Here is a 22,140-nt window from a genome sequence, read left to right as displayed (position 1 = left end):
TGCGTGGTGTGAAATTAGGGTTATTCGATGACGCGGCTGCGATGGAGAAATTCCAGAAGTGGCATGGCGAGCACGAAGCCCAAATGAAGAAACGCCAGGAAGAGAACCGCAAAGCCCGCCCCGGCGGCCGGAGAGGTCCCGGTGGTCCTCCCGTAAGAAGGGTGGAAAGAGCCGAGCGCAAGCCCGAAGGTGGAGCGCCTACGGCGTCTGCGGAGGCATAGTTTTTTTGGCCTTAGACAATCTAAATGTATCAACAGGAGGCTGACGCCTCCTGTTTTTTTTCGCCTGGGAGCCCGGGAGTACGGAACCATGAGTGACAATTACCGCAATATCGGCCGGCTCGTTGCCGTGCATGGACTGCAAGGGGAGCTGGTGCTTCTCCACCGCCTTGGCCGCAAGACCAGCCTGAAGGGGTTGAAGACGCTTTTTTTGGAGGAGCGGCGCGACGAGATGCTTCCGTGGTTTATTCAGAGCACGCGCGTAAAGAGCGATGACGAGATCTTTGTCAAGCTGGAGGGGCTGGATACCAAGGAGGCTGCGCGGCGGGTAGTACAAAAAGAGGTGTGGCTGGCCGAAAGCGATTTCGAGCACTTTGCGGGCAAGTCGGCGCCGATCTCGATGGTTGGGTTCAGGCTTTTTGATGCCGGGCGCGATCTGGGGGAGATTCTCGAGGTGATCGAGCAGCCGCACCAGGTGTTGTGTCGCATCGATCTGGGGGGGAAGGAGGCATTGATACCCGTTCATGAGCAGACGCTGCGCAAGGTGGATGCGCGGAAGCGGGAGGTGCATGTGGAGTTGCCGGATGGGTTGTTGGAAATTTATCAATAGGGATGGCGGTGCGGGCCGGGTGATCGGATGCCCGGCGGCTCGGCGGCGATCGGTCATTTTCTTCTAAGACGCCGTAAAATGTAGGGAAGATTGATTGTCAATCCTTTCAATTTGACCTTGGTGATCGAGGCGGCGCCTCCGAATATTTCCTCTTCTGTCTTCTCTGTTGTGTTGGAATCGGCCAATGCCTGCTGCTGGACGTTAAGCTGATCCTGCAGGCGATAGTTAGTGAGTTGGAGTGCGTCGATTGTGGCCTCCTTCACCTGTATCATAGCGCGAGCGAGTTCCAGTTGACTCCTTAGATGGTGAATATTAGCCTTCCATTGAAAGTGCGCTATAGACGAATCCTGCAGGTCATCGGCAAAGCCGGAGGCAGGCGCCTGGAGATAGATGGCCAGCACCTGGCGGATCCAGTCCAATGCCTGGTCTTTGTCTTTGGGGGTTACTGTGAACAGGATGCGGTTCAGTTCTTCTTTGAGCGAGGTAAATGCTTCGATGCCGAGGTCTTCAAGGAATTGGCCGAAGTACAGCAGGTATTGGGTAGCGGCTGTTTTTATCTCTGGCGGAAAGCAGAATATGGAGGTGAGGCCGTCTTCATGATTTCTTTCAAGTAGATGTTGAGTTGATGCATGCGCTTCATTCAAAGCGGTGATGGCCAGGTCAAAATACTTTTTGACTGGTATTTTTTTGCTTCGGAAAAAACAATCGAAAGTAATGTTAGGATCGTCATTCGATTCCAAATCTATATTAAGCTTGACTCCACGAATCCTTTTGCAAGCATTTCTATAACAGGTGGCCAATTCGGTAACGGAGTAGGGCTTGTCCCAATGGAAGAAATTGAGAAGAGCTTCTATGGTCAAAGAGGAAAATCCTCTCTTGGTTTCATCTAAAATTAAGACTAAGGCTAGCGGGAATGGATAGTCTTCTTTTGTAAGGCCGCTATATTCATAGACACAGCTCCATTCCAACAATCGTTCGTAGGGTAATTCCAGTAGAGCATGGAACGTTGCCTCCGATTGAATATTGATTGCATTTTTGGAGATGACAGTGTGTTCATCCAGTACTCCGTTCACTAGAAATCTACTTACGGAACGAGAGGGCTTTTTCTTGTCCAGAATCTGAACTTTTTCGATTCTCACGTATTGTTTTCTTCTAATACGTGCGACCCTCCCGGATTAACCAACAGGCCATTAGTGTTCATGATGATGATGCCTGTTGGGATCGGGCTGCCAGCCGGGGACGCCGAGCCAGATGAAGCCGTCGCGGGCACGTTCGAACATTTCGAGGAAGGAGGCGGTGTAAGGCATGGGGTTGGTGTAGCCGTCTTCGTGATCGAGGACCACGACGGGATAGTCGTTGGCGGGTGCGGGTTGGCGGGCATCGAAACAGGCTACGCCCCAATCGCCGTAATTGGCAAAGGGCAGGAAGCCGCGGGCAGGGAGTTCGGGATAGTATTTCTTCAGGATGTCCCTGAAGCCGGATGCGAGCTGCCTGGGAAAACTGGGGAAGAAAGCCAGACTGTTCTGATCCATATAGAGTTCGATAAAATGCAGTTGCTGCAGGAAATACAGGTATGAGACGGGAAGGGGATGGCCGTAGAGGGATTCCAGCGCCTTAAGGTCCTTATCGTTGAACGTGCCGGGAATGGGCTTCCAGCAGGCATATTCCTCGTCGCCTTCCAGCGGGTGCGCGAGGTCGATCATGCTCCTGGGGATGAGGTCGGCAGGATGGGCGAGGGCATAGGGGCCCTCCTGCCGGAGGGCTTCGAAGTAAGTGTCGAGGTATTGCCGGATGAGTTCGTATGGCTGGCTGGTCGTTGGCATGATTAAATTTAGGAAGGTTATTTTATTTTTTGGCGGTTTGTTTGGCGGTTTGTTCGGCGGCGGGGCGGTGACGGGGCGGTGACGGCGGATGGCGGATGCGGTAATGCAGCCGGGGGATGCAGCCGGGCAGCGGTGGGGAGGGCTCTAGCTGCGGGTGGTGGTCTCTGTTAGTGTATCGGAGTTTCCAATGATAGGGAATTAAGGTTTAACATAGTGTTTGGAAAAACCTCCCGATCGGCGGGCCGCGTTTCACCGATCGGATTTGTCAAAGGGGAAGACCTACAGACCGAGATCCTTTCAAGACGCAGCCCTATCGCCGGATCGCCATCCCGCTTCTCTTCTGGCGCTTTTGTTTTTGTTCATAGCCTGTTATAGTCAGTGGAAAGTCACGGATGGCGCCGGCGACCGCGGCTGCCCGGCAGTCTTATTTCACCAATTCATTTATTGCTTCGAGTAGCTGCATACGGCCCTTGCCGGGCTTGGGCTGCTTGGGCATGGCCGGCGGCGGCGGGGGAGCAAAAAAAGACAGCCCCCTGCTTCCAGGAGGCTGTCGCTGATAGGAAGGTATGGTTATAAAGCGGCTATCTTAACGTTGGATACTAAGAAATGCGACGGGTTGGTGAAGTCGGCGCTGAACTTAAAAGTGCTGTAGGTGCGCTGGTCCTCGAAGGCGTGGTTGATATCGAATGTTTTTTCCTGGTTGATGTAGATGAGGAGGCGTTCGCCCTGTTTGCGGATGGCGAAGTGGTTGATCTTGCCGCCCTCATTGTAGGCGCTGCTTTTGACATCGGTGCTCAGGTTCTTGCCTTTGCAGTCGACATATGCATTGCCGTGGTCGTAGATGCGGAATTGCAGGAAAGGATTAGAGGGATAGCGGTCGAAATTGTGGTTGAGCGCATCTTCGAAGTCCACATAAAACGTGTGATTGCCGCTGACGTTGGCGAGGATGAGGTCGAATTCCACGGTAAAATCTTTTGGCAAACCGCCTTTCAGTTTCGGAATATACATCCCGTTAGCGGTGATGTTAAACCATTTGCCGGGGTATTGCTGCAACGTAACCACTTCGCCGCTGGCGTCGGTGACCCATTTGGCGGGAAAGTTACCCATCACCGTCGAATCGAAGGGATCGAAGAATAGCACGGTGGCGCCCGGCACGAAGTCGTAGCCGGAATTGATGGTGATATTCGTGTTAGGAGAGGCGGCGGGTTTTGCTGCGGTGGAGTCGGTGTTTTTCTTCTTCTTTTTGAACAGGCCGCCAATTTTGTTGACGGTGTTGGTTGTCTTGTCGACGCTGTTATTTACTTGATCGACAGCGTTTTGAGCCTGGACGGAAAAGGTCGTTGTCGCCACTAATACTGCCGTGGCGGCGTAGGAAAAGATCTTGCGCATAGGTGTTCTGTTTAGCAAGGCAAAGGTAGGAGTATTTTGGTGGCGCTTGCCGAAATACCCAGTCTCCCGGATAGGTGCGCCGGGAGCACCGGGCGTATCGTGAATCGGCGAAGATTCGGCGAATCGGGAGGAGCGGCTAATATTTTTAGTATATTTGTTTCCGCCAATGACGACACCCCAACGCTGTATTGCGCATTTCGACCTCGATGCTTTTTTTGTGAGTGTCGAGTGTATCAACGATCCCTCGTTGAAGGGCAAGCCATTGCTCGTGGGTGGGCATAGCGACCGGGGAGTGGTGGCGGCCTGCAGCTATGAAGCACGCAAATATGGCATCCACAGCGCCATGCCGATGAAGACCGCGTTGCGCCTTTGTCCGCATGCAACGGTGGTGGGGAATGCGCGGGGAGAATACAGCAAATATTCGCGCTGGGTGACGGAAATCATCGCGGCCAAGGCCCCGCTGTTCGAGAAAGCGTCGATAGATGAGTTTTATCTCGATCTGACAGGGATGAACCGCTTTTTCGATCCCTATCAATGGACCATTGCGCTGCGTGAAGAGATCATCACCGCGACCAAACTTCCTATCTCTTTCGCGCTTGCAACGAATAAGATGATCTCCAAGATCGCGACCCAGGAAGCCAAGCCAAACGGTTACATCGAGGTCCCGGCGGGGATGGAACGGGAATTCCTCGCCCCGCTGCCCGTGAACAAGATCCCCGGTGTCGGGGAACATACCTATCAGGCGCTGAAGGAGATGGGTGTCATGACCATCCGCGATCTGAGCGAGCAGCCGGTGGAAGTACTCGAAAGCCGGTTTGGCAAGTATGGGGCCGAACTATGGAGTAAGGCGCACGGCATCCATAATGGCGAAGTGATCCCGTATCACGAGGCGAAGTCGATCTCCACGGAGAATACGTTTGAAGAGAACAAGACCGATGTAGACTTCCTGATGGCCGAGCTGGTGCGGATGACCGAACGGGTCGGGTACGAACTCCGGCAGGACAACAAGACAGCGGGTTGTGTGGCGGTGAAGATCCGGTACCCGGATTTCGAGACGACTTCGCGGCAGGTGACCATCCCCTACACCTTTTATGACGATGAGCTGATCGCCAAAGCGAAAGAGCTGTTTCATAAGTTGTGGCGCAAGGGCAACCCTATCCGTCTCCTGGGCGTTCGATTAAGTGAGCTCACAGGAGAAGCGATCCAGACGAATCTGTTCGAGGATACACGGAAGAAGACCGAGTTGTACAAGGCGATAGATGAGGTGAAGAATAAATGGGGCAAAGGGGCGGTGGTGAAGGCCGGGGGGCGGCTTGGGGAGGAAGAGAAGAGCAGTGGGAAGGCGGTGTCCCGGTTTTTGCGGAAGTCGGTGGAGGATGCGGGCCGGGAGGCAGATGAGTAGGCGGACGCGGCGGTGAAGGCGGAAGATCAATAGCGGAATTGCTATGAAAATCACAGCAGCATACACACGCGAGCAGTTTGAGACGATGGAGGCGTTGGGCCGCCAGATCGTCCCGGACTTTTATTCCCAGTACCTCCCGCCGGAATGTGGTGACTACCTGATGAGGTCGTCGCATACCATCGGGGCTTTCGAGGCGCAGGTGGGGGAGGGGTATCGGCATTATATGGTGGAGATGGACGGCCGGGTCATCGGCTATTTTGCGTTGCATGAGGAAGACCGGACGATGGTGTTGACGCAGTTCTATCTCCTGAAGGAATTTCGCGGCAAGGGTATTGGGCAGCGGGTGATGGATTTTATCCACCGCGAGGCGGCGGAGCTGCGGGTGAAGGAGATACAATTGCTGGTGCTGCGCAAGAATGAAGGCGCCGTGGGGCTGTATAAGAAGAACGGTTATTTTGTTGCGGCGGAGGTGATGACGCAGTTGGGGACGGAGCATACGCTGGAAGATTATCTGATGCAGAAGAAGTTTGATAGACAGTGAGTTGGGATGAGGTGCCGCCCCGGAGGGGCGGCACCTCATCAAAAAATAAAAATGTAAGTCTACTATTTTGATAGGGAATTAATATCTTTACCCTCCGTTTGGGCAAGTCTAACGGTTTTTTTAAACTTCAAAACACATTTGATTATGTCACTTCGTCTCGGGGACAAAGCCCCTAACTTCCAAGCCAAGACATCGATTGGCGACATCGACTTCTACGAATTTCTGGGTGATTCCTGGGGAATCCTCTTTTCGCATCCTGCTGATTATACTCCTGTGTGTACGACCGAACTGGGCAGGACGGCGTCGCTGAAGGACGAGTTTGCCAAAAGGGGTGTAAAGGTGCTGGCCCTGAGCGTTGACCCCGTCGCCAGTCATATCGGATGGATCAAGGATATCAACGAGACGCAAAATGTCACCGTTGATTTCCCCATCATTGCCGACGACGACCGGAAAGTGAGCACACTTTATGAATTCATTCACCCGAACGCATCTGCAACCGCTACGGTGCGGAGCCTGGTGGTGATCGGGCCGGACAAGGCGGTGAAGCTGATCATTACTTATCCCGCTTCTACGGGCCGCAATTTCATCGAGGTATTGCGCGTTGTCGACTCGTTGCAACTGACAGCCAATTACAGTGTGGCTACGCCGGTTGACTGGAAGCAAGGGGAGGATGTGATCGTCGTTCCGTCGATCAGCACGGAAGATGCGCAGAAGAAATTCCCGAAAGGGGTGAAGGTGGTCAAGCCTTACCTGCGCTACACGCCGCAGCCGAATAAGTAGGCCGCCGCCCCGCCGGTTGAGTGGGGGCGCAAATTGTTAAAAGTTGAATGGGTTTCTATATGGGCCGCTTGGGGAGTATCCCGGGCGGTCTTTTTTTTGGACGATGGCGCGTTTTGGACGATGGCGCGCTATTTTATTGCGATGGTGCCGAGCTTGTATCCGGCGCGGTCGGCGGCGAGCTCTTCGGTGAGACTCATCTTCGTTTTTACGGCCAGGAAGCAGGCTTCGTTCTTGTTATCCACGAAAGCGATCTCGGGCATGAGGCGGTAGCGATTGTCCGTGACTTCGATAAATTGTTTTTTCATCGATCCATCGGGGGTGATGGAGATACAGGCAAATTCGTAACCTCGCGGGTCGTTGGCCCGAATGGGTGTCGGGTTGGCGGTGCAGGCCTCGGGATTGCTTTTGCTATCGTAGAAGAAGACATGGAGGTTATCCTGCCGGTCGACAAGACAACCGACGCCGATGGCGGTGACCCCATCCGACTCTTCCTGGTTCTTGGACAGGACATTGAGCCACTGCGGGTTATTGTCCCTGTCCAGCCTCAGCACGTAGACGTCTCCACGGCTGTGATAGGAGATGCCTTGAGTGGAAGGGCTGATAGGGGTAAATGTACCCGTATGGCCAAAGACGGAGGCGGGATTGCGCATGGCGGGGGAAAAACGGTTTTGGACCAGCCGTTCACCGCTGCTTTCGAAGAGCACGACCCTGGAACCATCCGCCAGGGGCATAGTGCGCAAGAGGGTCAGATTGGCGGGGAACCCGTTTTGCATCAGCTCCCGTTGCAGCACCGGCGCCTGGGCCATGAGGGTGGTTACGTCCGTTTGCTTCAGATCGGATACGGAGCCGGTGACCGGATCGACGCTGCCGGTGACGATGGTGGCGTAATTGGCCTGTTTGCCACGGCTGATCAGGCCGGAAAAGCGAAGCGTCGTTCCCGCTGTTACCCAGGAAATATTGCGCAGATCACCCTCGGGCAGACCGGTGAGGGGAAGTGCCTTGACGTTGCCGTCGGTGGTGATGCGGGTGAGGGTGTAAGCGGAGGTAAGCCGGTAGATGATGGCCAGGGTGCCGTCGTCGGACTGGACGAGCGCAAGGTCGAGCGGTTTGACGGCGGGGGTGCCGAATTGGAACCGGGAGAGCTGATCGCCCTGGCGGTTGAGCAGGATGCCCCGGATAGTATTGTCCCTATCTTTTGGTTGGCTGGTGACAGCAACGATGTAATGATAGCTGCCGTCACGGGAGGCCCCGGCATGGAAGGTGACGGCCTTTTGATCCTCTGCGGGGCTTAGCAGCCCGGTAAGGGGCACCGGCTGGCCGGTGAGCGAGCCGAACCGGTCGTCAATAGTATAGCGGGTGAGGCCGCCGCGGCGATCGGTGCAGAAGAGGAAGAGCCGGTCGTCGTCGTACCAGGCGGCCTGGTAGCGTTCGTGGCTAAGCAGGGTGATCTTGCGTGTATAGATCTCGTTCAATTGATTGTCAAAGCGGCAAATGGTCATCGGGCCCTTGTCGCCTGCGTTGGGATGCGTAATGGTCAGGATGTCGCCGTCGGGACGGGGCAGGATCTCATGTTTGGGGCCCTTCAAGGTGGAGGCGGATTCCTGGAGGCGCCAGGTTTGGGCGGACACCCCGGAAAAGAGGGTGAAGATGGAGATTATGAGAACGATACAAATGTAAAAATTTCTCATATAAGTGGTTTTTATAGGGTTTTAAGGACATGGGGCTTCTGTAAATATAACGTTTTTGGAGGAGAGTGTCGTATATTCAAGTATGAAGAAACTACTGCTTATCCCCACCTTATTTTGGGCCTGTTTTGTCTTTTCCCAGAAAACCATCATTTATTGCGGCCGCCTTATCGACCCGAAGGCAGGCGAAGTGCTGACCGAGATGTCGGTGATCGTCGCCGGCAACAGCATCGTCGAGGTGAAGAAGGGTTATATCGCCGCCGCGGCCGGTGATAAGACCATCGATCTGAAAAACCGGACGGTGATGCCCGGCCTTATCGACTCCCATGTCCACCTGGAAAGTGAGTTTGGGCAGAATGCCCAGCTAAAACGTTTCACGGATGGAACGGCGGACATCGCCTTTCAGTCGACCGTTTATGCGAAGACGACTTTGATGGCGGGGTTCACGACGGTGCGGGATGTCGGTGGGACGGGGGTGAATATCGCGCTGCGGAATGCGATCCGCCGGGGTATCGTCGTGGGGCCGCATATGCTGACCGCGGGGAAGATCATTTCGTCCACGGGCGGTCATGGGGACCCGACGCATGGCTATAGAGATGGGTTGTATACTGAACCTTCCTTCACCGAAACGGTGGTCGACGGCAAGGATGCCTGTATCAAGGCCGTCAGGCAGATGTATAAGGAGGGCGCCGATCTGATCAAGATCACGGCCTCGGGTGGGGTGCTTAGCCTTGAAAAGGATGGCAGCGGGGCGCAGTTTTCCGATGAAGAGCTGAGGGCGATAGTGGCAACGGCAAAAGACTATGGGATGGCGGTGGCCGCGCACGCGCATGGCGCGGAGGCGATAAAGCGGGCCATCAGGGCGGGGGTGACGTCGATAGAGCATGGGACGTTTATGGACGATGAGGGGATGGCGTTGATGAAGCAATACGGGACATGGTATGTCCCGACGATCATTGCAGGCAAGTCGGTGGCAGACTCGGCGAAGAAGCCGGGGTTCTTTCCGCCGGTGATCGCGGGGAAGGCGCTGGCTATCGGTCCGACGCTTCAAGCCACTTTTGGCAAGGCCTATAAGGCCGGCGTGAAGATCGCTTTTGGAACGGATGCGGGGGTCTATGCGCATGGGAAGAACTGGATGGAATTTGTGTATATGACGGAAGCGGGTATGCCGGCATTGGAGGCGATAAAGTGTGCGACGGTGAATGCGTCGGAGCTGTTGGGCCTCAGTGATAAGACGGGGACGATCGAGCCGGGCAAGTGGGCGGACATTATTGCCGTAGAGGGAGACCCGACGAAGGATATCCATGCGATGGGGCAGGTGCGGTTTGTGATGAAGGAGGGGGTGGTGTATAAGAATGAGTAGATGTAAATTGGGGGATGAATATGCTGAAAAATACTATGCTCGCGGCGGCCTGTATCACGGGGCTGCTGGCACAAGGGCAGGTGACGGTCGAGGTAGTTAGCCGCCTGCCGGCAAAGATGGAGAACCGGCATTATGTAGATAACCGGCGGCCGCTGATGCCGTTGGATCTGGTGCCGCTGCCGGTAGGTAGTATCCGCCCGCAGGGTTGGGTGTTGCGGTATCTGCAATTGCAGCGGGATGGACTGACGGGGAAGCTGGGTACGCTTAGTGCCTGGTTGGATAAAAAGGGGAATGCATGGTATAGCGGCAACGGGCAGGGGGATCATGGCTGGGAAGAAGTTCCGTATTGGTTGAAGGGGTATGGCGATCTGGGCTATATTTTGGGTGATACTGCGATGATCGCGGAGACGAAGTCGTGGTTGGAGAAGGTGTTTCAGAGTCAGGGGAGTGATGGGTATTTTGGGCCGCGCATTGGAGGTGACGGCCGCGCAGCCGCGGGGCAGACGCCCGATCTGTGGCCGAATATGATCATGTTGTGGTGTATGCAATCCTATTATGACTATAGCCATGACCCTCGGGTGCTGCCGTTGATGACCCGGTATTTCCGGTGGGAGATGACGGTGCCGGACAGTTCGCTGCTCAAAACCTATTGGGAGAACAGCCGGGGCGGGGACAATCTCTACAGTATTTATTGGCTGTATAACCGTACCGGGGAAAAGTGGTTGCTTGGGCTGGCGGACCGCATCCATCGGCATACGGCTGACTGGACGCAGAAAGACAGGTTGCCGAATTGGCATAATGTAAACGTTGCCCAGTGTTTCCGGGAGCCGGCGACGTATTATATGCAAACGGGGGACAGTGGATTGTTGCGATCGACATACAATGATTTTGCTATGATTCGTGCGATGTACGGGCAGGTGCCGGGTGGGATGTTTGGCGCCGATGAGGATGCGCGTACAGGGTATACCGATCCGCACCAGGCGGTCGAGACCTGTGGGCTGGTGGAGCAGATGGCATCCGATGAGTTGCTGACGGGCATCACAGGGGATGTTTCCTGGGCGGACAATTGCGAGGATGTGGCTTTCAATACCTATCCGGCGGCGGTGATGCCGGATTTTAAAGCATTGCGCTATCTGACGGCGCCGAATATGGTCGTGAGTGATAGCACCAATCATGCGCCGGGTATTCAGAATCAAGGACCTTTTTTGATGATGAATCCTTTTAGCAGCCGGTGTTGTCAGCACAACCATTCCCAGGGCTGGCCGTATTATGCGGAGCATTTGTGGATGGCGACGCCCGATGAAGGGGTGGCGGCGGTGTTGTATAGCAGTTCCGCGGTGCGGGCGAGGGTTGGCCCTAAGGGCGCCGCGGTGGTGTTGAGCGAGGAGACACATTATCCGTTTGACGATCGGGTAGTGATCACCGTGGATTCCGTGCGACGGGCCGGGGCGGGAGGTGGAACACGCACCGGGGAGGTTTTCCCGGTGTACCTGCGGGTGCCGGGATGGTGCGAAGGCGCTGAGGTGAGTGTGAATGGGGCGTCGCTTTCGGTGAAGGCCGACGGGGGATCGTGGCTGCGGCTCGCGCGGAAGTGGGTGGTGGGTGATCGGGTGGAGTTGCGGTTGCCGATGCGGTTGGTGGAGCGGCAGTGGACGGCGAATAAGAATAGTGTGAGTATCAATTATGGGCCATTGACGTATTCTCTCCGCATCGCCGAGTCCTATAAGGTGATGGATGGCCGGTTGGCGGCGATGGGTGATTCGCATTGGCAGGCGGGGGCTGATCCTTCGCAATGGCCGTCGTATGAGATATTTCCCGGGAGCTTATGGAATTATGGGCTGGTGCTGGATGGCCGGCCGCTTGGCGATCAGTTGCAGCTAGTGCGCCGGCCCTGGCCGGCGGATAATTTTCCGTGGACGCAAAATGCTGTGCCGTTGCTCATCGAAGCCAAGGGTAAGCTGATCCCCGAGTGGATACTCGATAAGAACGGCCTTTGCGGCGTCCTGCCGCAGAGTCCGGTGCGGGAGGCCGGCCCGGTGGCGAACATCGAGCTTCTGCCCATGGGCGCCGCCCGCCTGCGCATCTCCGCGTTTCCGGTGGTGGAGTAGTGCTGGCCCCACCCTACTCGCTGCGCAGGGCTCTTGTCGGGTTCATGAAGGCGGCCTTTAGGGATTGGAAACTGACGGTGATGAGGGTGATCAGCAGGAGGCCGAGGCTGCCGGCGACGAAGATCCACCAGGAGAGGGGCGCGTGATACTCATAGTTTTGCAACCATTTGCCCATACCAAGCCAGGCCAGGGGGATGGCGATGCCCATCGACAGGAGGGTGAGGCGGAGGAAATCGCGGGAGAGAAGGGACCAGAGGCTCAGGACGCCGGCGCCGAGCACCTTGCGAACGCCGATCTCCTTTGTGCGCTGCTCTGCTACGAAGGCGGCCAGCCCGAAGAGACCCAGACAGGAGATGAAGATGGCAAGGCCGGCGAAGACCGTGGCGAGACTGCCGATGCGCTCTTCGGCCTCGAACTTGTTGGCGTATTCCAGGTCGTTGAACTTATATAGAAAGGGGCTGCCGGGGTTATACTTTTTAAAGATGGGTTCGATGGCGGCGATGACCTTGCCCGCGGGGACACCGGGTTTCATGCGGATGGTGAAGATGCCGCGCCAGCCGTCGCCGAGGAAGATGGCGGGTTCGATGGGGGCATAGGGAGAATTGGTGACCATGTCTCCCACGACGCCGATGATGTGGCGGCGTTTACCCCAGAAGGTGACCACCTTGCCGATGGGGTCTTTGAATCCGATGAACCGGGCCGCGGTGTCATTGAGGATGAGGGCGTCGGAGTCCGTTGCAAAGTCGTGCGAGAAATCGCGGCCCTCGAGTACCTTCCAGCCGATGGTCTTACCGAATTCGGGTGAGACGTTGACATTGCGGAAAAAGACCATGTTCTTGCTGGCGTCTTTTCCTTCCCAGAATAGATCGTTGTTGTTCCAGAAGCCTATCGTCGGCATGGAGGATTCGGCGACGGCAGATACGACGCCGCTATGCAAGAGCGCTTCATGCACCGCATCCCGGTGGGTGTCGAGGTCGTGCGTATTGATCTCGACGGTGATAAGCCCGTCGCGGGAGTAACCGATCTCCCGGCCCTTGGTGTATTGCACCTGGCGGTAGACGATGATGGTCCCGATGATGAGCGTGAGGGACACGGTAAATTGCAGGATGACGAGGGCCTGGCGCGGGAGCGAAGCATGGCGGCCGGCTTTGAAAGCGCCTTTCAACACCTTGACGGGCCGGAAGGCGGAGAGATAAAAGGCCGGGTAGCTGCCGGCGAGCAGTCCCGTCAGCAGGGTGAAGCCGAGGATGGAGGCGAAAAAGAATGGATTTGTCCAGGGGATGTGCATGTCCTTATCCGTTAGCTCATTGAAGAACCGCAGCGAGACCAATACCAGTAGCAGCGCCAGGATGAGGGAAAGAAATGCGACGAGGATAGATTCGCCGAGGAATTGACCGATGAGCTGCGACCGGAGCGACCCGACGGTCTTGCGGATGCCGACCTCTTTTGCCCGCCGTTCGCTACGGGCCGTACTGAGGTTCATAAAATTGATACAGGCGAGCAACAGGACGAAGCCGCCGATGATGGCGATGAGCCGCACCGTGCTGATGCGACCGCCGTCGGCTTTTGCATTGGTGAAATGGTCATAGAGGTGCAGCTTGTCCAGGGGATAGAGCATGTATTCTTCCCGGTAGTCCTTGGCAAAGGGTGTCGGGAGGTTGTGAACGCGGGCCGTGGCCTGTTCGGGCGTGACATTTTTGGCGAGTTGTACGAAAACCTCCTGGTTGTGATCGTTCCAGTCGGTGTTGGTATTGTAGTATTTGTTGATCGGGCTGTACCAGGGCAGGACTATCTGGAGAGAGTGATAGCTGGTGTTGGCGGGCAGGTCTTCGAAGACGCCGCCGACCCTGAGGGAGTGTTCGTTGTCGAGCTTCACGGTCTTTCCGATGGGGTCGGCGTTGCCAAAGAGGCCCGTGGCCATCGATTGGGAGATCATCAGGGTGGAAAGGTCTTTTAATGCCGATCGGGAGCCATGGATCATCCGGAAGGTGAACATCTCCGGGAATTCCGGTTCCGCCCAGGCGGCCTGGCGGGAGAAGGACTTATCGCCGACGGCGAGAATGCGGTTGCCACAGAAAGCCACCTCGGCCACCTTGTCGAAGAGGTCTTTGTAGCCGTGCAGCGCCACGCCCATGGGGGTGGAGGCGATACGATTGGTATAGAAGGGATGGTTGGGTTGGGCTTGCAGGCACATTGCCTCGGCGATGCGGGCGTGGTTAGCGTGATAGTGGTCGAAGCTGTATTCGTCGGCGACCCACAGGCCGATGATGAGGGTGATGGCCATGCCCATGCCTAGGCCAGTGATGTTGATGAGGGAGAAGCCGCGGTTCTTGCGGAGATGGCGCCAGGCGATGGTCAGATAAGATTTAAGCATAGTTGTGATTTGGATGGGGATGATGGGGTAAGGACGAGGGGATCGGGGGAATGTTGCATGGCTTGTCGAGAAGATAAATTGTAATATATAATTTGTTGTTTTGTACTAGCTTTGCGCCCGGCTGCAAGGAGACGGCATAATCTTTGCAGATGAGTATTTTTTGGATCGCTAACTAAAAGAAAAACTAATGAAAGCAATTTTGTCTCTTTTGGCCGCTGCGGCAATTTTTTCCAGTGTTTTTTCCAGTTGTAATTCCAATGGTAGTGGAGGTAAGAAAGACACCGTAGTAGTTCGGGATACGGTGGCAATTCAGTCCGGGCACCATCATCGGCATCACGAAGGAGGAGAGGGCAGTGCCTCCGCTTCCGAACAGCCTGCCAGTACTGCTACTTCCAGTACGGCCCCTGCTGAAAGTCAGGCTGCGACGCCTGTGTCTCAGCAGGAAGCGCCCAAGAAAAAAGGATGGAGTGCTGCTGCCAAGGACGCGACGATCGGTGGCGCCGCCGGTGCTGTAGCCGGTGCATTGTTGGATAAGAACAGCCGGGTTGTCGGTGGGCTCCTTGGGGCTGCTGTGGGATCAGGCGCGGGTTATTTGATCGGCCGCAGCAGGGACCGCAAGACGGGGCGTGTTGTGAAGCATCAGCCTGTGGACTATAATTATGCAAGCAATCAGTAACTAACCTTTGATTTAAACCAAACTGTATGAAAAAGGCATTTTTGTTCGTTTGTGCGCTCTCTATTTTGGCGATCAGCGCCTATGCTCAGAAGAAGATAAGTGAATCGTCCGTTCCGCAAGTGGTGAAAGCGAAATTCAGCGCCCTTTATCCTGGGTCGAAAGTGGAATACTGGTCGCTGGAAGGGGCCAATTATGTGGCGGAATTCATGGATCAGAAGAAGGAGATGACCATCTTTATCGCTCCGGATGCGAAAAACTATAAGACGGAAATGAGGATCCATCCGTCCGAGCTGCCCAAGGAGGCGAAGGAATACATTGCGAAGCATTATCCCGGCAAGAAGATAACGGACGCGGTGACCTCGGCCGATGAGGCTGGCAATCGCATTTATGAGGCAGAAGTAAGTGAGCTGGATCTCATCTTTGATGGGAAGGGCAAATTTCTTAAATCGGTGAAGGAGAGGGCGATCGAGTAATTTAATTTCTAGTTGGCAGGCGCCATTGTTGGCCGCCTCCCAGGAGCCGCTGGCAGTTCATCCCCCGAAGATGAGCCGTCAGCGGCTTCAACGTTTATGGGGGTGGGGATGCTGCGGGGGGGTGGGTTTACGGGGGCAGCTATGCGGGCGCGGACGCCGGGGGTCACGGGATGATGAATTTGACGTGATCGATGCGGGTGTTGTATTCGACTTGTGCGATGTAGATGCCGCGAGGGAGCTTCCTTAGATCGACATCTATGGAATTATACCCCGCGTGGAGCGCTGTACTTAGATGGTGCAATATCTTACCATCAGTGCTGATGATGCGGATGGTGGCAGTGGCGGCCGTTGTTGTGTTGACCGCCAGGGTGAGCTGCCCGCCGACGACAGGATTGGCGAGCAGCTGGAGGGCCTGCTGATGGTTGTCGATGGCGACGGTTCTTATTTCGCTGTATTTGGTGTGGCCGTCGTTGTCCACGGCGAGTATGCGATAATAGTAGAGGCCGTCGTTGTTGGTGGCGGCGACGTAGTTATAGGTGGAGCCTTGGTCGGTGGAGGCCACTTCCGCGATGTTGGTGAAATGGGCGCCGTCGGTAGATTGTTGCACCGTGAAATGATCTGCGTCGCCGCCGGGGCCCATCTGCCACGACAACATCGTTTTATTGGCGACGGATGATGCCGAGAACCCGGTGAAATCCAGGGCTAATATGAACCCGGTCGGAACGGTGGTGGTGACCAGGATATCATCGAGACCGAAGTCATTGCCGATGCCGTTGGATTGTGCATTATAAATGCTGAAAACGGGATTGGAGATATTGGCGGCGGGAGTATAGGTGAAGGTCAGGGTTTGCCATCCCGTGGTAGAGCTGGGGGTGATAGGCGAGCCCGCGTTGGCCCCATTTAACTGCGGCACGAGTACAGGGGGATTGGTATTATTCGCCAGCCATACATTGAAAGTGACGGTAAAAACATTTCCGGCGACCATAGTGCCGTTGATGGTTATTTGATAAATTGCCCCTGCATAGTTGGGTCCCATAGTTGTCCCCTCGAATAAAAAATTACCGCCTGTCGCATCGGTGATATCCGGTGAGCAACAGAACTCACCTCCGCATATGCTGGACAAGGTGTTGTCGGGCGTGATGTAGTTGGAGCAATTAGCATTCGTATAGGCTGCTGCTGTCGTATAGGGTTGGACCGTGCCGTCAAAGTTCTCGCTGAAGACGGTGACCTGGGCGGTGCTTTTCAAGGGAGCGAGAAAACAAAGGGGGAGGCACAGGCAGGCCAGGAATACACGGTTTTTCTTAAGGATAATAGCAGGGCACATAGAGGTTTTGCTATAATTTTGAATACGATCTTACCTGCCAGAAAAATAATGGTTTACCTGTGGGGGTGCAAATTAATGGCCCGCTTTGGCTAACTTTTGAGAGTTAATTAGTATGAGTATGTCAAATTTATTGGATGTGTCGCCGCTGCCCGAGGGGATGATGCGGCCGCCGGCGTTGGATACCCAGGAGTACCTGCCGTGGAGCAGAGGGCGCGGTGTAGAGGTGTGGGCGATGCTGGTTGCGGCGATGAATGGGGACGTGGAGACGATGAAGAAACTGGAGGCTAAGGATGCCGGATTGTTGGATTGTGAGTTGGAGTATTTTTCGCCGATGCATTTTGCGGTGCGGGAGAATCGCGTTGATGCGGTTCGCTATTTGTTGGAAAGCGGTGTTGTGCCGGTGATGGATTTTGAAGAGCCGGTGTGGGAGGCGGCGAGGATGAGGGGACATGAAGAGATGGCGGTGTTGTTGGAGGAGTGGGTTCGGGAGCATTATCATATCAGGCCGGAAGGGGGGGTGATCGCGGCGGCGATCAGGGACTTTGATGTCGATGGTGTGAAAGACTTGATTGAGGAAGAGCTTGTGCACGCGGCGGATAAGCGGGGGAATCAGCCAATCCATTGGGCGGTGTTGACGCGACAGATGGGGTTGATCGACTACCTGTTATCGCGCGGCGCCGATATCAATGCGCGGCGGCCTGATGGGGCGCGACCGCTGGACCTCACCAACGGGGACTATTATTACCGAAGCTGGTATCGCGACCTGCCACCGACGGGATTACAACAGCACGAAGTGTTGATCGGCTATCTGATGGCGCGTGGCGCCTATTGCGATATTTCCGTAGCGGCCAAGATCGGGTGGCACCATCGGGTGAAGGAGTTGCTGGATGCGGACCCGGGTTTGGCGAATCGATTGCCCGATCATGTGGGTTATTATAGCGGCCTGCCATTGCGGAATGCGGCTGCGGAAGGCCATCTGGAAGTTGTGAAGCTATTACTTTCGCGCGGCGCCAATCCCAACGAACCCGAGCCGGGGATCGCGCCTTCCGGCGCGGCCTTGCATTCGGCGGTAAGCGGCCGGCATTATGTGATAGTTCGGTTGTTGCTCGAGCATGGCGCGAATGCGAATGCGATGGTGGAGTCGTCGGGTGATGTGCTTTACACGGCGCGGCGTGTCAAGGCCCCACAAGAAATTATCGATCTGATCGCTGCGCGGGCCACGAACCGGGATAAGGAAATCATCGCGTATGAGGCGGATGCGGAGGTGTTGGCACGGACGTTGGCTGCGGATGCGGCGGCTCCGGTGGAGCATTACCTGGGGAGATTGATAAGTGAAGACCTCCGGCCGCAGTTGGAGCTGATCCTGCAGTATCAGCAGGATATCTTTCGGCGGCAGACGATGTTGTCCGCAGCATGGTGGGATAAGGCGACCTTTGCTTCGGCTGAGCAGGCGCGTTGGCTGTTGCAACGGGGTTTGGACCCGCGGCTGCGCAACTGGCTTGGCATTACGATGCTGCATCGCTGTGCGGCGAAGGGGCTCATCGATATCGCGGAGGTGCTGCTGGAGTTTGGCGCGGACATCGATGCGGTAGAGAGTGAGTGGTCGTCGACGCCATTGGGCTGGGCGGTGCGGCTGGGCCAGAAGGAGATGGCGGCGTGGTTGCTGGCGCAGGGTGCGGATGTGGGGATGCCTCTCGACAGGCCGTGGGCGCGACCGATAGAGTGGGCGAAGCGGAAGGGGGATGGGGAGATGATGGAGCTGTTCAAGGAGGGGGACGCATGACGACAATTGCATTACAGGTGGTGGATATTCGCGCTGAGGCGAAGGATATGGTCACGATCGTGCTGCGGCGGCAGGATGGACGGCCGCTGGAATACCAGGCCGGGCAGTTTCTTACCTTTTTGTTTTCGTTTCGGGGTCGCGAGTTGCGGCGATCGTATTCTTTTTCTTCGACGCCGGGGGTGGATCATCTGCCGGCGGTTACGGTGAAGCGGATCGTCAATGGTGAGGTGTCGCGGTATTTGATCGATCATCTAAAGGTCGGGGATGTGTTGACGAGTTTGCCGCCGGCGGGGAAGTTTTTGCTGGAAGAGGTTTCTGGCGGGACGCTGGTGTTTGTGGCGGCGGGGAGTGGGATGGTGCCGGTTTTTAGCTTGATGAAGGAGGCGTTGCGGCGCGCGGCGGTGAGCTTCGGCGGGGTGACTTCGGCGGCGGTGAAGCGGATCGTGCTGATCTCGCAGAACCGGAATGAGGAGAGTGTGCCGTTTAGAGGTGAGTTGGCTGCGTTGGGGCGGGAGTATGCCGGAGCTTTTGAATGGGTGAGTTTGTTGAGTAGCCGGGGTGTGCGGTTGAGTAATGGATTGTTGAGGGATCTGTTGGGAGAGCTGCGGTTGGGTGGCGGGCTGGGGTCAGCGCTGTTCTATTTGTGCGGGCCGCCCGCGTTTATGCGGATGGTGACCTTTACGTTGCGGCCGATGGGAGTCGCGGCGGGACAAATAAAGAAAGAGAATTTTACGGTGGAATATGTGCCGCCGGCGCCCTTGCTGGTCGATAAGGGGACAAAGCGGGTGGTGGTTCATTCGGCCGGTCAGCGCTATGAATTCGACACGGCCTGGCCGTCGACCATTCTCGATTCGGCGCTGGCGCGGCATATCGCCTTGCCGTACAGTTGCCGGGGCGGCCGTTGCAGCACCTGTGTGGCGCGTTGCGTCAGCGGCAGCGTGAAGATGAGTATCAACGAGGTGCTGACCGAGAAGGACCTGCAGGCGGGGTTGGTGCTTCCTTGTGTGGGTTATGCGGAGACGGATGTGGAGCTGGAGTTGTGAATCATTCGGCGGTGATCTTCGGATCATTCCATAGGCCGGTTGGAGGCGTTTGTATTTTTGAGGTGATTATGTTCCTGCCAACTGTGTAACAATATAAACTACTTGGAATAAAATCAAAGATGAGCCCTTCTATATTCTCTGTTCTTTCGAGGTCGTACGTTGTAACGCTTGGATTGTGAATCTTATGTTGCGTGCAAAAGGAGATAATATTTTTTAATTCCTTTTTGTCCTCTGCCATTCTATTCGTCCATTTGATCTCTACAACCCAACTCGGTTTTTGGCTCTCTCTGGAAAGGGATACGATGTCGATCTCTCCTTTCTCCCACCTTGCGTAATGCAAAGTAGAGTCGGAATGATGCCATTGTGAAAAAATAGCCGTCTCAACCAAATTGCCGGCGAAATTGTCAGTTTCCTTGATCGGGGAAAAGAGAGCGCACCTTAAGGAAGGATTAGTTAGGTAAATCTTAAAAAAGTTTGCACGCTGGAATATCTTTCCGTTGTTGTCAATCCGATGGACGATCTTGATCAGGAAAGCGGCTTCCAGGTATGATATGTACTTCTTGATAGTATTTTTTGCTACTCCTGATGATTTAGAAATAGAATCAAGAGACATTTCCATTCCTGTGTTATAGGCAATATACGTGAACAAAGAATTCAATTCCTGTATATCTTCTATGCCATATAATATGGGTAAATCTCTTAAGAGAACTTTATCAACTATATCATTCCTTATATAACGGCCGGGATCCTCCTGAATAGTTTGAGATAGAGACACCTCAGGATACCCCCCAAAATTAATATAGTCAATGAAATGTTGATTTAACCTGGAAATATTATTTGTTCCATATTCATAATGCCATTCTTTGTCATCGATGGTCCCGTGGTTTTTCCCTTCGATCAACTCATCAATATTCTTTAAGGACAAATATTCGTGAAAGGTGAGTGGAGGTAATGAGAATTCAGTAAATCGACCGGCACCGGACTCATTACTCTTAAGCTTTAAAGCTGCTGCTGCAGAGCCTGAGACAACAAATTTTATTTGATGGTAGGAGTCGACCAGACTTTTTAGATGAACTTCCCAATTTTTGAGATATTGTATTTCGTCAAAAAATATGAACAGGTTTGATCTGCTTTTAGCCCCGTTGATCTCAATAAATATTTTCAGCAGTTCTTCCAGCCCTATTCCGTTGTAGATGGGAGTTTCTACAGAAAAATAACAAATGTTGGGGGGAGGGACATTACTGTCAATTAATTCCTGTATGGTGTGAAAAAGCATGACTGTTTTTCCCACTCTTCTTGGCCCCATCAAAACGACAGCTCTTTTTATTTTTTTCTCTATCACCAGTGGATAGAAAAGATGGAAATATTCCCTTCTTTTCATGTTCGAATAATAGCCATCTACTTTCTGCGAGCTCCACCAGGGGTTTTCGAATCTTATTCTTTCGATGATCTGATCTTTGGAAAAGGGTATTCTCATGGCGTGCGTTGTAAAGATGCAAAGCTAGGAAATAAGATCATTATTGTGATCTTATAGCATTTTGTTAATGTAATGTATTGATATGTATGTATTTGGGATCGGGAAATAAGAAAGGATCAAGGCTTTCCATCTTGAGGGATTGTCTTAAATAGCCTGCGTATATGTCGCGTTTGCCCCCTAAAAGGGTGCGTTTTGGGGCGTAATTTGGTGAGAAGTATTCACGTCAACTCACCAAAAATCCTGTTTATGCATTATTTGATGAACCTAACGAAGAAATGCCGGGGCCTGTTATTGCTCCAGGCGATGGTGCTGATCTGCGCCAGTAGTTCGTTCCTGCCTGTCCCGGGCAGGGCTCAAAAAGTCGTGGGATGGGAGCTCGATAAAATGCCGGCAGACCTCGAGAAGGACCTTGCCTTAAGAGCCCTGCCACCTCATCTGCGCGCGGCGGCTACCGTTTACCTGTTGGATCCGGCAAAGGGCTATTACGTAGCACAGCAGGGATCGAACGGATTCGTATGCTTTATTGCCAGGACGAATTGGGAATGGGAGGAATTCCGGAAGGACGTGTTTGCGCCCATGGCCTATGATCCCGAAGGCGCCAGGACGATCTTTCCGATCTACCGGGATGTAGCGGCCATGCGGGCTTCGGGAAAGTTGACTCCTCTGCAGATAAAGGACTCGGTGATCAGGAGGGTGAGGAAAGGGTACTACGTAGCGCCGGCAAAAGGCGGTGTCTCCTATATGCTGGCTCCCATCATGCGGGTATATACCGGCAAACCCGGTGATAAAAATGTAATGACGATGCAGATGCCCCATTATATGTTTTATGCGCCCTATGTAACGGATTCGGATGTAGGCACTGATCCGAACTCCCCTGCCGGTCCCTGGCTGGTAAATTCGGGTAATACAGTTTTGGGTGAGCGGAAGGGGCCGGAAGGGTATTTTATCGTTCCTGCTAATGAGGCAGTGACGGCGAAAATAGAAGCGGATGGGAAAAGCCTGCTGAAGCGGCTTGCGGATTACAGCCCGTATTTTAAGCTCGATGCGGGCGGGATGCATCATTGAGAGGCC

General features: G+C 54.6%; 18 protein-coding genes and 1 pseudogene. 12 read left to right on the top strand and 7 right to left on the bottom strand.

Annotated elements, in window-relative coordinates:
- Together IEY39_RS29945 and rimM are read left to right on the top strand one after the other, a co-directional pair.
- Positions 1 to 221, top strand: a pseudogene (locus IEY39_RS29945) (30S ribosomal protein S16); the annotation flags it as partial.
- 88 nt (positions 222 to 309) lie between these two features.
- Entirely contained in the window at positions 310 to 828 is a 519-nt protein-coding gene (rimM, locus tag IEY39_RS24850) for a ribosome maturation factor RimM (RefSeq protein ID WP_188936740.1), read from the top strand.
- A 53-nt stretch (positions 829 to 881) separates the two neighbouring features.
- Here the strand turns inward: rimM and IEY39_RS24845 are convergent, their stop codons facing one another.
- From IEY39_RS24845 to IEY39_RS24835, 3 genes are all read right to left on the bottom strand, one after another.
- A complete protein-coding gene (locus IEY39_RS24845; protein ID WP_188936739.1) occupies positions 882 to 1,967 on the bottom strand; it encodes a hypothetical protein in 1,086 nt (361 codons plus the stop codon).
- 51 nt (positions 1,968 to 2,018) lie between these two features.
- Positions 2,019 to 2,651, bottom strand: coding sequence for an SMI1/KNR4 family protein (locus IEY39_RS24840; RefSeq protein WP_188936737.1), 633 nt, complete (start codon positions 2,649 to 2,651; stop codon positions 2,019 to 2,021).
- A gap of 570 nt (positions 2,652 to 3,221) precedes the next feature.
- The gene (locus IEY39_RS24835; protein WP_188936735.1) at positions 3,222 to 4,040 is read right to left on the bottom strand and encodes a hypothetical protein; all 819 of its coding nucleotides are present in this window, start codon (positions 4,038 to 4,040) and stop codon (positions 3,222 to 3,224) included.
- Positions 4,041 to 4,206: 166 nt separating this feature from the next.
- Here IEY39_RS24835 and dinB point away from each other — a divergent pair, with 166 nt between their 5' ends.
- The 3 genes from dinB to IEY39_RS24820 all read left to right on the top strand — a co-directional run bounded on the left by dinB (position 4,207) and on the right by IEY39_RS24820 (position 6,763).
- Positions 4,207 to 5,442, top strand: a complete 1,236-nt coding sequence (gene dinB / locus IEY39_RS24830; protein ID WP_188936733.1) for a DNA polymerase IV — start codon at positions 4,207 to 4,209, stop codon at positions 5,440 to 5,442.
- A 43-nt stretch (positions 5,443 to 5,485) separates the two neighbouring features.
- The gene (locus tag IEY39_RS24825; RefSeq protein ID WP_188936729.1) at positions 5,486 to 5,983 is read left to right on the top strand and encodes a GNAT family N-acetyltransferase; all 498 of its coding nucleotides are present in this window, start codon (positions 5,486 to 5,488) and stop codon (positions 5,981 to 5,983) included.
- Between the two features lie 144 nt (positions 5,984 to 6,127).
- Positions 6,128 to 6,763: a peroxiredoxin gene (locus IEY39_RS24820; RefSeq protein WP_188936727.1), complete on the top strand. Its 636-nt coding sequence runs from the start codon at positions 6,128 to 6,130 to the stop codon at positions 6,761 to 6,763.
- 128 nt (positions 6,764 to 6,891) lie between these two features.
- Here the strand turns inward: IEY39_RS24820 and IEY39_RS24815 are convergent, their stop codons facing one another.
- Positions 6,892 to 8,451 carry a hypothetical protein gene (locus tag IEY39_RS24815; RefSeq protein ID WP_188936726.1) on the bottom strand — a complete coding sequence of 520 codons (1,560 nt, stop codon included), beginning with the start codon at positions 8,449 to 8,451 and terminating at the stop codon, positions 6,892 to 6,894.
- Between the two features lie 82 nt (positions 8,452 to 8,533).
- On the opposite strand from IEY39_RS24815, the gene IEY39_RS24810 reads away from it, so the two are divergent.
- Together IEY39_RS24810 and IEY39_RS24805 are read left to right on the top strand one after the other, a co-directional pair.
- Positions 8,534 to 9,811: a metal-dependent hydrolase family protein gene (locus IEY39_RS24810; RefSeq protein ID WP_188936724.1), complete on the top strand. Its 1,278-nt coding sequence runs from the start codon at positions 8,534 to 8,536 to the stop codon at positions 9,809 to 9,811.
- A 20-nt stretch (positions 9,812 to 9,831) separates the two neighbouring features.
- Positions 9,832 to 11,919, top strand: coding sequence for a beta-L-arabinofuranosidase domain-containing protein (locus tag IEY39_RS24805; protein WP_229689080.1), 2,088 nt, complete (start codon positions 9,832 to 9,834; stop codon positions 11,917 to 11,919).
- Positions 11,920 to 11,932: 13 nt separating this feature from the next.
- On the opposite strand, the gene IEY39_RS24800 is transcribed toward IEY39_RS24805, so the two are convergent.
- Positions 11,933 to 14,293: an ABC transporter permease gene (locus IEY39_RS24800; protein WP_188936720.1), complete on the bottom strand. Its 2,361-nt coding sequence runs from the start codon at positions 14,291 to 14,293 to the stop codon at positions 11,933 to 11,935.
- 187 nt (positions 14,294 to 14,480) lie between these two features.
- Between IEY39_RS24800 and IEY39_RS24795 the strand changes: the two genes are divergently transcribed.
- Positions 14,481 to 14,969, top strand: coding sequence for a glycine zipper 2TM domain-containing protein (locus IEY39_RS24795; RefSeq protein WP_188936719.1), 489 nt, complete (start codon positions 14,481 to 14,483; stop codon positions 14,967 to 14,969).
- A 26-nt stretch (positions 14,970 to 14,995) separates the two neighbouring features.
- Positions 14,996 to 15,442 carry a PepSY-like domain-containing protein gene (locus IEY39_RS24790; RefSeq protein WP_188936717.1) on the top strand — a complete coding sequence of 149 codons (447 nt, stop codon included), beginning with the start codon at positions 14,996 to 14,998 and terminating at the stop codon, positions 15,440 to 15,442.
- 163 nt (positions 15,443 to 15,605) lie between these two features.
- Here IEY39_RS24790 and IEY39_RS24785 read toward each other — a convergent pair whose 3' ends face one another.
- The gene (locus IEY39_RS24785) at positions 15,606 to 16,766 is read right to left on the bottom strand and encodes a T9SS type A sorting domain-containing protein (RefSeq protein WP_188936712.1); all 1,161 of its coding nucleotides are present in this window, start codon (positions 16,764 to 16,766) and stop codon (positions 15,606 to 15,608) included.
- 118 nt (positions 16,767 to 16,884) lie between these two features.
- Between IEY39_RS24785 and IEY39_RS24780 the strand changes: the two genes are divergently transcribed.
- Together IEY39_RS24780 and IEY39_RS24775 are read left to right on the top strand one after the other, a co-directional pair.
- Entirely contained in the window at positions 16,885 to 18,549 is a 1,665-nt protein-coding gene (locus tag IEY39_RS24780) for an ankyrin repeat domain-containing protein (protein WP_188936710.1), read from the top strand.
- Positions 18,546 to 19,592: a flavin reductase family protein gene (locus IEY39_RS24775; protein WP_188936708.1), complete on the top strand. Its 1,047-nt coding sequence runs from the start codon at positions 18,546 to 18,548 to the stop codon at positions 19,590 to 19,592. The genes IEY39_RS24780 and IEY39_RS24775 overlap by 4 nt, the downstream gene beginning before the upstream one ends.
- A gap of 1 nt (position 19,593) precedes the next feature.
- Here the strand turns inward: IEY39_RS24775 and IEY39_RS24770 are convergent, their stop codons facing one another.
- A complete protein-coding gene (locus IEY39_RS24770; protein WP_188936707.1) occupies positions 19,594 to 21,069 on the bottom strand; it encodes an ATP-binding protein in 1,476 nt (491 codons plus the stop codon).
- A 246-nt stretch (positions 21,070 to 21,315) separates the two neighbouring features.
- On the opposite strand from IEY39_RS24770, the gene IEY39_RS24765 reads away from it, so the two are divergent.
- A complete protein-coding gene (locus tag IEY39_RS24765) occupies positions 21,316 to 22,134 on the top strand; it encodes a hypothetical protein (protein ID WP_188936705.1) in 819 nt (272 codons plus the stop codon).
- Positions 22,135 to 22,140: the final 6 nt, after the last annotated feature.

This window comes from Puia dinghuensis, from assembly GCF_014642875.1.
GTDB lineage: Bacteria > Bacteroidota > Bacteroidia > Chitinophagales > Chitinophagaceae > Puia > Puia dinghuensis.
This window is presented reverse-complemented; position numbering and strand designations above follow the sequence as displayed.